Origin of the sequence: Clostridium lamae (assembly GCF_033043255.1) — a bacterium.
GTDB lineage: Bacteria > Bacillota > Clostridia > Clostridiales > Clostridiaceae > Clostridium > Clostridium lamae.
In genome coordinates this window covers 26,601-37,195 of record NZ_JASCQJ010000037.1, presented here as the reverse complement: position 1 = coordinate 37,195, position 10,595 = coordinate 26,601, and the positions used below count along the sequence as shown (strand labels likewise).

The 10,595-nt window shown below is 28.0% G+C and carries 7 protein-coding genes; 1 reads left to right on the top strand and 6 read right to left on the bottom strand.

Annotation, left to right across the window (positions count from 1 at the left end; all coding sequences use genetic code 11):
• On the top strand, positions 1 to 607 hold a 607-nt coding region (locus QK892_RS14605; RefSeq protein ID WP_317274284.1), incomplete at its 5' end, for a TMEM164 family acyltransferase.
• Between the two features lie 29 nt (positions 608 to 636).
• Here QK892_RS14605 and QK892_RS14600 read toward each other — a convergent pair.
• The 6 genes from QK892_RS14600 to QK892_RS14575 form a co-directional block, all read right to left on the bottom strand.
• Positions 637 to 1,983, bottom strand: coding sequence for an MATE family efflux transporter (locus QK892_RS14600; protein WP_317274283.1), 1,347 nt, complete (start codon positions 1,981 to 1,983; stop codon positions 637 to 639).
• A 300-nt stretch (positions 1,984 to 2,283) separates the two neighbouring features.
• On the bottom strand, positions 2,284 to 2,964 hold the full coding sequence (locus tag QK892_RS14595; protein WP_317274282.1) for a hypothetical protein: 681 nt from the start codon (positions 2,962 to 2,964) through the stop codon (positions 2,284 to 2,286).
• 199 nt (positions 2,965 to 3,163) lie between these two features.
• Complete coding sequence (locus tag QK892_RS14590) at positions 3,164 to 4,843, bottom strand: FUSC family protein (RefSeq protein WP_317274281.1); 1,680 nt, start codon at positions 4,841 to 4,843, stop codon at positions 3,164 to 3,166.
• A 220-nt stretch (positions 4,844 to 5,063) separates the two neighbouring features.
• Positions 5,064 to 7,895 (bottom strand): VWA domain-containing protein, encoded by a 2,832-nt coding sequence (locus tag QK892_RS14585; RefSeq protein ID WP_317274280.1) that lies wholly within the window; start codon positions 7,893 to 7,895, stop codon positions 5,064 to 5,066.
• A 12-nt stretch (positions 7,896 to 7,907) separates the two neighbouring features.
• Positions 7,908 to 9,695, bottom strand: a complete 1,788-nt coding sequence (locus QK892_RS14580) for a vWA domain-containing protein (RefSeq protein ID WP_317274279.1) — start codon at positions 9,693 to 9,695, stop codon at positions 7,908 to 7,910.
• A 12-nt stretch (positions 9,696 to 9,707) separates the two neighbouring features.
• On the bottom strand, positions 9,708 to 10,592 hold the full coding sequence (locus QK892_RS14575) for a DUF58 domain-containing protein (protein ID WP_317274278.1): 885 nt from the start codon (positions 10,590 to 10,592) through the stop codon (positions 9,708 to 9,710).
• Positions 10,593 to 10,595: the final 3 nt, after the last annotated feature.

Here is a 10,595-nt window from a genome sequence, read left to right as displayed (position 1 = left end):
AAAGTTAGAAAAAAATATAAGATTAGCATTTTCATTTATTACTGGAATCACGATAAGTTTTTATTATATAGGAAATTGGTTAATACTTGGTATAGATATAAATAACTTACCTTTTCATCTATGTTATATTTGCACTATATTATCTATAATCTTGGCATTAAATAAGAATAAAAAAATATTTAATTTTTTATTAGTTTGTGGTGTTGTTGGAGGGTTAAGTAGTTTTATAGCAATGGATTTATCTTTATCTTCAAGTTATTTTAAATACTATAAATTCACATTAAGTCATATAGCAATAATAATACTCCCTGTGTATTTTATTGTAATTCATAATTATAAATTAAAAATAAAAGAGTTATTAGAGGTTTTTATGCATATGGAAATATTATCTATAGGTTTTGGAATATTTAATAGCTATTTTAAAACTAATTATTTTTTTGTCAGCTTTACTGATAATTTTGCTGCTCAAGGTACTATATTAGAGGGGTTAGGGAATGGATATAAATATTTTATTAATTTACAAATAGTAGGTCTTATATATTTTTTTACAATATTTATAATTCTAAAAATATTCGAAGCTAGTCAAGTATATCAAAAAAGGTTGTAGTTTGCACTACAACCTTAAAAAATCTAAAATTATCTCCTATTTTCAATGGATTTCATTTTCTTAAAGTAATAAAGTCCTAATGGAATTGCTGCTGCTAGCCATGCAACTGGATCAGCTAAACATATACCCGTATAATCAATAAATCTAGGTAATGTAAATGCAACAACTGCTCTTGCTATTAGCTCATATGCTCCTGCCATCATAGGAACAAAGGACTCCCCCATGCCTTGAAGAGCATTTCTATATATAAATATTAATCCTAATGGAATAAAGAATATTGCTGAATAATTTAAACATTCCTGTGCATAAGCTAAGATACTCGCATCTGGATTCTCTATAAATAATCCTACAAAGTACTTTCCACCAAATACTAATATAAGTCCTGCAAGAATACTAGTGACTATAGATATTTGAATACATTTCTTTACGCCTTCTTTTATTCTTACGTAATTTTTAGCTCCTAGGTTTTGTCCACAATATGTTGCCATTGTAACTCCAAAGGTAATAGCTGGTTGCATTACTATTTGTAACACCTTAGAAGCTGCTGTATATGCAGCAATGACTGTAGACCCAAATACATTTAAAGCTCCTTGTACTATCATTATTCCAAGAGCAGTTATTGAAAACTGTAATGCCATTGGAATTCCTATTTTTAAATGTTTTATGTACATTCTTCTTTTAACTTTAAAATCTACCTTTTTAAGTCTTAATATTTTATATTTTTTATATGTATATATTAAACACAAAATACTTGATACACCTTGAGAAATAACTGTAGCATAAGCTGCTCCTGAAACTCCCATATTAAAGTTTACTATAAATACTATATCTAAAACTATGTTTAAAATTGAAGCTATTATTAAGAAGTATAATGGTGTTTTACTATCACCTAATGCTCTTAATATACTTGCAAACATATTATATGCAACTGTTGCAATTGTTCCTCCATAAATAATGATAATATAGCTATAAGCATCATTCATTATATTTTCTGGAGTATTCATTAAGTTAAGTAATGGTCTTGCAAAAAGCATACTTACAATAGTAACTATAATAGTTGCTATTAGAGATAAAACTATAGTACTAGCTGTAGCCTTTTTAACTCCATTTTCATCTTTAGCACCAAACTTTTGGGATATCAATACGGCAAATCCACTGGTAAGCCCAACAACGAAACCGTTAATTAAAAATGACATAGAACCAGTTGAACCAACTGCTGCTAATGCATCTACTCCAACAAATCTTCCTACTATTATAGTATCCACCATACTATAAAACTGTTGAAAAATATTACCTATAAGTAATGGGATTGAAAATAATAAAATTAATTTAACTGGACTACCAGTTGTCATATCCTTAGTTAATTCATTTTTCATCTATTTATTTCTCCTATATTTATTTTTCGATAATATAGAATAACATTTTTGTTACAAATAATAAAGACTTAATTTTAATATTTTTAACATAATATCTGATATTATGTTAAGTAAACTTAGGCTGCCCAAAGGACAGCCTAAGTTATAACTAACAATCTTTAATGTAATTTCTCACAAATCATACATTTTGCATTTTAATCTTTCATTATTAATTCTTAATACACCTTGCTATAAATCACCAAAACTCCCCTAGGAGTTTTTTCCTTAATTATGCATTATGCATTACGCATTATGAATTATTTATCTTCTCCTTCTATGGTGTCTAGAAGAATCTCTATTTCTGTCTGAGTTAGAATTCATATTATTTGGATTATTGTTTCCACCGTTCATTGCACCAAACAACATTGATAAAGGATCAGCTTGAGCATTTCCTGTACTATTTCCATTATTACCAGAATTCATATTATTCTGAGCACCTTGATTTCCACTCATTAGCATACTCATTAATTGATTCATGTCTACGCTATTATTTCTATTAGAGTTTTGATTCCTTTGCTGATTTTGTTGTTGAGGATTTAAGCTATTCATTATACTTGCCAAAGGATTATTCATATTGTTCATGTTATTCATATTATTGTTTTGATTAGGCATATTCATACCATTACCTCCCATTAACATGCCTAACAATTGGTTCATACCATTGCCTTGGTTCATATTATTTCCTTGAGGCATACCATTCCCCATGCCATTCATTCCCTGCATTCCATTCATCAGCATTGCTAAAGGATTATTATTCATTTGCCCTTGTGGGCCTTGGCCTGGTCTTTGACCTCCCATGCCTCCCATCATTGACCCCATTAGCATATTTATTAGTGGACTTCCACCTAATCCTCCAGAGGGATTACCTCCGCCTCCCATGTTTGGCATTCCGCCTCCCATGCCTCCCATTAGGCTTCTAAAAAGCATATCCATCATTTGCATATGGTTACTCTCCTATTATATTACTATTACTATATATGTATTTATCTTTAGGTTATTTTGCTACACATATAGATAAAAATATAATACTAGTTGCGACCTCATAAACTCCAAGTCACACTAGCATTATATTTTTATCTCTCAAAACTAAAGGTAATAATTTCTCTCTTCATTCGGAATTATGAAAAATATTCCGTATATTTTATAAATTTTCGTATATAAGAAAGTCCCTATATATACTATTTACTATAAATCTTTTTTCGGCTAGATATTTATTGATTTCATCATTATTACTTGAATCTACAGATAACTTCATTTTGTCTTCTATAAATCCTGTTATTAAATATAAATTTCTTATACTATAATCATTATGCTTCTCATCTATATCTTCCTTCATCTGCTTTATTAATGCTTCATATGTATCATATAAATATTTTTTCATATCTTTTATCTTATATGGAAGTATATATTTATTTGCAAGTAATGTTAATGCAGCCCCTATTATTACAAATATAATTCTCGTTAAAACCATGTCTATTGTACCTCCCTCTAATGAGGCTGAAGCTACTGCTGATACAGTTACAGCTATCATTTTTTCTCTATAATTCCTCGTAAATGGATCTAAATATCCTGCCATTAAAATTATAATTGCTCTTGCAGCATTATTTCGTAAAATAGTGAAAGCTAATATTACAATAATACCACCAATTATAGTTGCAATTATTCTATCCTTTGCCCTTGATTTAGAAAACTCTGAATAAGGTTGTATTAATGAAAATATTGTAAAGCACATCCATCTTCCTTCTGATAAATTTAATAGCTTAGCAATAAATACAGTAAATGTCCCCACTATTCCTAACCTTACAGCATATCTAACCTTAGCGGAATCAATATTAAAATTTCTTTTACGTACTTTTATGTTATGAAAATGATTAGGAATTTCATAATTCACTTTTATATTATCTCTTTCTTTTTGAGTTAATTTATTTATTTCTTTAACTTCTCTAATTAAATTATTAATTAATCCAATAAATTCATCTATATATGTTTTTTCAACTTTTTCATTATAAACATGATTTTTAAGTATCTGTATATTACTAGAATTAAAATCTCTATTTTTAATTACTATAACTTCATCATATACATCCTCCAATAACTCATAGTAAGCACCTTTATTATCTAAAATATTTATTTCATCAAGTAATAAATTTATTCTTTCAAGAGACCATAAAATATCTGTAAATATAATGCCGTCATTACTTAAATAATAATCATCGACTCTTTTATCAAAAATTATTCGTTTTAAATAATTTATAGATTCTATTATTCTTATATTTTCTTTTTCAAAACTTTCATTATTCTGTATAGCTCTTATCTTAATAAGCATAGTGTCACTAATACTATTGACTATTTTTATTCCACTCTTAAAAACTTTATCTCTATTTACTATTAATTGAATTGCCATTATAAAAAAAGTTCCAAATATCAATGACAAAACTCTATTATATAAAACATATCCATGTGCTGGAAAAAACAACATAAAAAAATACTGTAATCCAAAAGGAACTACAAGTGATTTCTTTAAATCATAAGAAAATAAATATCCTATAACAAAAAGAACAATAAAATTTAGTCCTATACCTAAAAATATATTTTTAACTGCTAAAACTGAAGCTAATAAACTAAACATATTTACAGATAATATCTTTATAAAATTCTTAACTGGAGATATTGTTAAGTCCTTTTCCATCAAAACTAAAGCCATTGTAATGATTGTAACACCCATTAAGGTATTCCCCTCACCAAACACTATCTTAAATATATTTACAAAGCCTACTATAAAAATGAATATTAATGTATTAGATATTATTTTATTTTTCAATTGTTCTCCTCCTATTCTGAATTAAAAGAAAAAACATACTACTAATTTATTTAATTCAATAGTATATTTTTCGCCAACTAAATATAAATTATTTCATAAAAAAGGTCAATTTAAAACTAATTTAGATATCAAAGAATAAAAAAATGAATAATTTTTTCATTCTTTCATTCTTTAATCTTTACTTCTTACCTAAAAAATTTAGGAGCTGTCTTACCAGCTCCTAAATTTTTTTCCTATCACTTTTCTTCTTAAGCAATGCACTAGTATCAAGGGAGTCTTTTTTATTGTCATTCTTAACTTCTTTCTTCTTAGCTTTTTTGACTTCCTTAACCTTTTCTTTTTCTATCTTTATATCTTCTTGCAGATTCTCTTTTATATTATTCTTTTCTTCTAAAATAACTTTTTCTTTATTTACTTTTTCTTTATTTACTTTTTCCTGCTTTATAATATTAGAATTTTCTTTTTCCTTCTTTTCCTTTTTCAGTTTTTCCTTATTTTTCTTAATTCCTTTAATAAAATCTAAGTTCAATCTTCTATAAGCTATATCAAGCATAAATAATAGTATGCTTATTACTAAAAGAGGAGTTGTTAAATTAATTTTCTTATATTCCCTTTGAAGCTTTCCTTCAAAAACTTCTTCTGGCTTATTAATAAAGGTTCCCTTAGTTTCCTTTATTACTACATCTAACTTTTCAGCATTAGTATTGAATTTATATTCATCTGAATATTGAAGTGCAAAAGCTCCCTTATAGTTATTAGTAATTTCACCATTTTCCTCTTCTCTTATATTGAAATTATAGAAACCTAGTGAGTTAAGAGGCACATTTGCGGAGAATTTTCCTGGTTCAACTTGTGTTAATTCAAACTCTCCCTCTTCTCCATTTTCTCCATTAAATATTCCTTTTACCTTTGCATCTTTAGAAACATTATCATTATAAAATTCTATCTTTGCCTCATTACCTTCTTGAGTAATATTTAAATATCCTTCTTCTCCATACTTTGGAATAGTGAAATAAACCATATTTTTTATAAGCTGTGGTCCATATTCCCAAGTTAAATAATTTCTACTCCACTCTCCATTAATATCTGAAGTAAAGCTTACAGTTCTACCTATTCCATATTGCATAGCTGCTAATATTGGTTCATCATGGCTAGAACTTAAAATTTCAACTGCATTTTCTTTAATAGAAGTCCCTATATATCCAAGAAGACTAGGAATTCCACCAGATGTATTAACTCCTGCCAATATTTCATGATTACTTAATATCTTAGGAGTGAACTCTTCATTTATAATATAAGTTCCTGCTGATAATAAAACTTCCTTTGCAAATATTCTAGGTATATCAGTATATATATCAGTATAATAACTTCTTCCTCTTCCAATAGATGCTAAACTTCCTAAAAGATCTGCATTTGCACCTTCTCCTACAGCTACTGTTGAAAGAGTTATATTATTATCATTAAAGCCTTGAATTAAACTTGCATAATTATCAAAACCATATCCATCTTGACCATCTGTTAATAATATAGTGTGTTTTATCTTAGCATTACTTTCAAGCTGCATATTATACCCTTGTTCTAGAGCAGGATAGATAGAGGTTCCCCCTCTTATTTGAATTCCTGAAATTAATTCCTTTATTGCTTCCTTATCACCAACTTTTTGAAGTGGTACAACTACATCATAAGTATCATCAAAGGCTATAACTGATATTTCATCAACTTCTCTTAAATTTTCTAAAGCCTTCATGGCAGCCTCTTTAGCTAAAGTTAATTTACTTACTCCACCGCCTTCTGCACTCATACTTCCAGACTTATCTATAATTAAATTTATACTTATTGCTGGAACTTCATTTTTACCTCTCTTATCCATATAAACTGGTAAGACTTTTTCTAGTGATGTATCCTTATATCCTCCAAGAGCATAAGAATCTTCACCACCAAAAGTAATTAAACCTCCACCATAATCTTTTACATAGCTTTCAATGTTATCCATAAATCCACTTGTTAAATCATCTCTATGAACATCATTAAAAACTATTGTTTTATATTCAAGCATTTCATTTAAAGTGCTTGGAGAAGCTCCTGGAGATATTTTCTTTATATTTGCACCAGAATTAACTAATATTTCTTCTAGTGCTGTAGAATCTGCATTTATTCCATTAACAAGCAATATAGTAGGTCTATCTATTACATTAGTAAAAGTACTATATTCATTATTAGCTTTATTTGTATCTTCAGCAGCTTCTATTAATACTCTATATCCTTTAAAGCCTCCTGAATCTTGCTTGTCTTTAAATACAAATGAATTTTTCCCCTTTTGTATTTGAACTTCTTGCTCACCTACTTTAGTTCTACCAGAAAATAATGATAATTTAGCTTTTGTAGCATAATTAGATTTAATATCTATAGAAACTGAAAATTCTTCTCCTACAGATATATTATCAGGTACCTTTACACTATCTACATAAACTTCATTTCCTTTTTCACCAGTTATCTTATATACTTTTAAATCTATTTTTTGCTCATTTATGAGTGGAATAGTCTTTAATATATCACCTTGATTTTCTTCACCATCAGTAATTAATACTATTCTTTTTGATCCGCCTCTTTCAAATAAACTTAAAGCACTCTCTATTGCTTCTTGAATATTAGTAGCTGTAACTATAGGACTTTCATTAATAGATTTATATTCTTTTTTTCTATTTAATACCTTATCTACCTTTGAATTATCTCCAAACAAGACTACTCCAGCTTTATTTCCTCTTGGAATTTTTTCTAATGCTGTAGATATAAAATCTTTTCCATTAGATTCAAAATCAGAAGCACTTTCAGAAACATCTAGTAAAAATACTGTTGAAATATTTCTTCCTTTCAAATTCAAAGTTATATTTCCTAAAGCTAATATTAATAAAGTAAATATTATAGTCCTACTTATAAATACTGCTATTTCATTTTTATTCCAAGGTCTATATTTTTTATAACTATAGTACATAAAGGCAAAGACTATTGGGATAAATATTAAAAAGTATAAATTTCCTAGTTCTATCTTCATATTCTTTACCTCCTAATTTCCTTTCTTATACATTATCCACTCAAAGGCTACTACTGACATAGCTAAAATTATAAGTAAAGGAGATATATTAAAACCTCTCTTTAAATCTGATTTTACACTAGCTATATTTTCACTTTCACTTATGTTACTAATACTTGTATCACCTTCTTTTTCTGAAGGGAAATTTACTGAAAACAACTCTTTTTCTTCTTGAGATTCAAGTTTATATATTCCAAGTTCACTATCTTCTTTTATTTCATCTCCAAAAGAAAGTTCTAAGACATCTCCATTTGGATAAGTTAATGTAATACTTGAATCTAATGATAAGCCTTTAGCAATAATACTTTCACCAGCTTTAAAATTATTTTTATAAACCATTCCAGTTGAAATTAGATTTTCTCCAAGCTCATACATTAAAATTGGAAATTCCTTTTTAAGTGGAAAATCACTATTATGAAGGTCAAAGGATAATGCTGCTATTTTTCTTCCATCAACTTCTCCCTTAAAGCCTATAAAGTCTTCATCGATATTTAAGAATCCTCTTCCATAGTAAGGTATTTCAATGGAGTTATACTTAGCAGCTGTAAAAGTTGTATCCTCTAAATATTTTGAGACTTCCCCAATAACAGCTTTAGCTTCTCCCCCTTCTCCTCCACTAATTACATTAAAGAATTCATTCGTTGAAGGATTAATAAATAATATACTTCCCTTAGATGGCATAATATCTGGTGTAACACCATCAAACACATATAAATCATAGCTATCAGCACTAGATAAATTGGCTGCACTATTAGTCTTATAAACTTCAGTATTTTGAATGCTACTAAATGCTCTTTCTAAAAATAAGTTTTGTTCTGTTACAATAAGGACCTTATTTACTTTTTTCTTTCCAATTACATGATTATAAATATTATCTTCTGAAATCATATCTTTTCTGGAAAGTTCACCTCTTAGTACTTCAGACTTAACTGATGGCAAATCAAATGTTAGTGTTTTATTTTCTCCTTCATTAAGCTCTAAAGCTTCTACTGATATAAGCTCCTCTCCATCATAAAGAGAAAAGTCTCCAGAGTATTCACCAGCGCCTCTATTTGTAATAGTTGCAATTACTCTTACCTTATCTTCTAAGAACTTATGAGATATATTATCTATAGAGGCATTTACTCCTGAATTGGCTAGTGATACTACTTTTCCATTAACATCCCCTAATGAAAAGTCTTTATCTGTAATTGCAATTACTTCGTATTCTTCCTCTATTCCTTCTCCTATTGCTTTCACAAAAGATAAGGTTTCATTTATATCTCCAGAATTATAACTTTGAGAAATTGACGAGATAATCTCATTAGAAACTTCTTTATTAAAATCTCCATTTTGAAGCAAGTTATTATTTCCATCAAAGGACATAATATAAGTATTTGTATCATCCTTAGTAGAAGATAAAAATTCCTTTGCTAATCTTTTAGCTTCCTCTAACCTACTTCCTTCTCCATACTCAGCACTCATGCTTGCAGTATTATCTAGTACTAGAATTATATTCTTATAAGTCTTTCCACCAAAATTTAAAAATGGTCTCATTAAACTAAATATTAATAAAAGTAATATGATTATTTGTAATAATAACATTATATTTTTTCTAAGCTTTTCCCAAGGTGTATTGGCTCTTGTATTCTTATAAACTTCACTCCATAAAAGAGTTGAAGAAATTACTTCCTCTCTATACTTCCTTTTTAATATATAAAGTAGTACTAAAAGAGGAATAGTTATAAGTAAAAACAAAGGCCATAAATTTGTAAATCCCATATCATTTTCCTCCTAGTACAATACTCTTTTTTTACTAAACTCACCTAAAATAATTTCTTCTATTTCCATAGATGAGCTTACACTTATAAATTTCCCTCCATATTTTCTAACTAAATCTTCTAAAGACTTTTTATATACTTTTAAAGTAGCTTTATATTCTTTAATTATATTTGGAGTTAAACTCATCTTAACATTTTCATTAGTTTCAGAATCTATAAATGTAATTTCATTATTAAAATCTGGATTTATCTCTTCATCAGCAAGAACTTGAACTAAAATTATATCTTGCTTTTTAAATGCTAGATATTTTAATGCTTCTTCTAAATCCCTTAATCCTTCATTATTTAAAAAATCAGAAACTACTACTGAGACTCCCCTTGGAGATAATGGTCTCTTTTTTATACTTTTAGTTAAATCTGTACTTCCTTTAAACTCTAGCTTTTCAAGCTCTCTAAGAATTCTTTGAAAGGCTTTATTTCCAGCTGCAGATTTAATACTTTCTATATTTCCACTATCCATAGTAGAAATATTTACCCTATCTAAATTATTCAAAGCAATATAACTTAGGGCTGCTATCACTTTTAATGCAGTATCTTTTTTATTTACTACTCCATAATCCATAGACTTAGATTTATCTATAAAAAAGTTAAATACCCCTTCTCTTTCTTCCATAAAAACCTTAACAAAAAACTTATCAAATCTTCCATAAGCATTCCAATCTATACGCCTAAAATCATCTCCATGTGCGTACTCTCTATAATCTGAGAATTCAACTGAAACCCCTTTTGCTTTGGATTTCCTGCCTCCTTGAGTGCCTGATGAAAGCTTAAAATTAATATGCATATTAATCTTATTTAGCTTTTTAAAAAAGTCTTCATTAAATAATCTTTCACCCATTCC

Excerpts from the sequence above, each read along its gene's own strand:
- QK892_RS14580 (WP_317274279.1), bottom strand. The coding sequence starts at position 9,695 with ATGGGATTTACAAATTTATGGCCTTTGTTTTTACTTATAACTATTCCT.
- QK892_RS14595 (WP_317274282.1), bottom strand. The coding sequence starts at position 2,964 with ATGCAAATGATGGATATGCTTTTTAGAAGCCTAATGGGAGGCATGGGA.
- QK892_RS14575 (WP_317274278.1), bottom strand. The coding sequence starts at position 10,592 with ATGGGTGAAAGATTATTTAATGAAGACTTTTTTAAAAAGCTAAATAAG.
- QK892_RS14600 (WP_317274283.1), bottom strand. The coding sequence starts at position 1,983 with ATGAAAAATGAATTAACTAAGGATATGACAACTGGTAGTCCAGTTAAA.
- QK892_RS14585 (WP_317274280.1), bottom strand. The coding sequence starts at position 7,895 with ATGAAGATAGAACTAGGAAATTTATACTTTTTAATATTTATCCCAATA.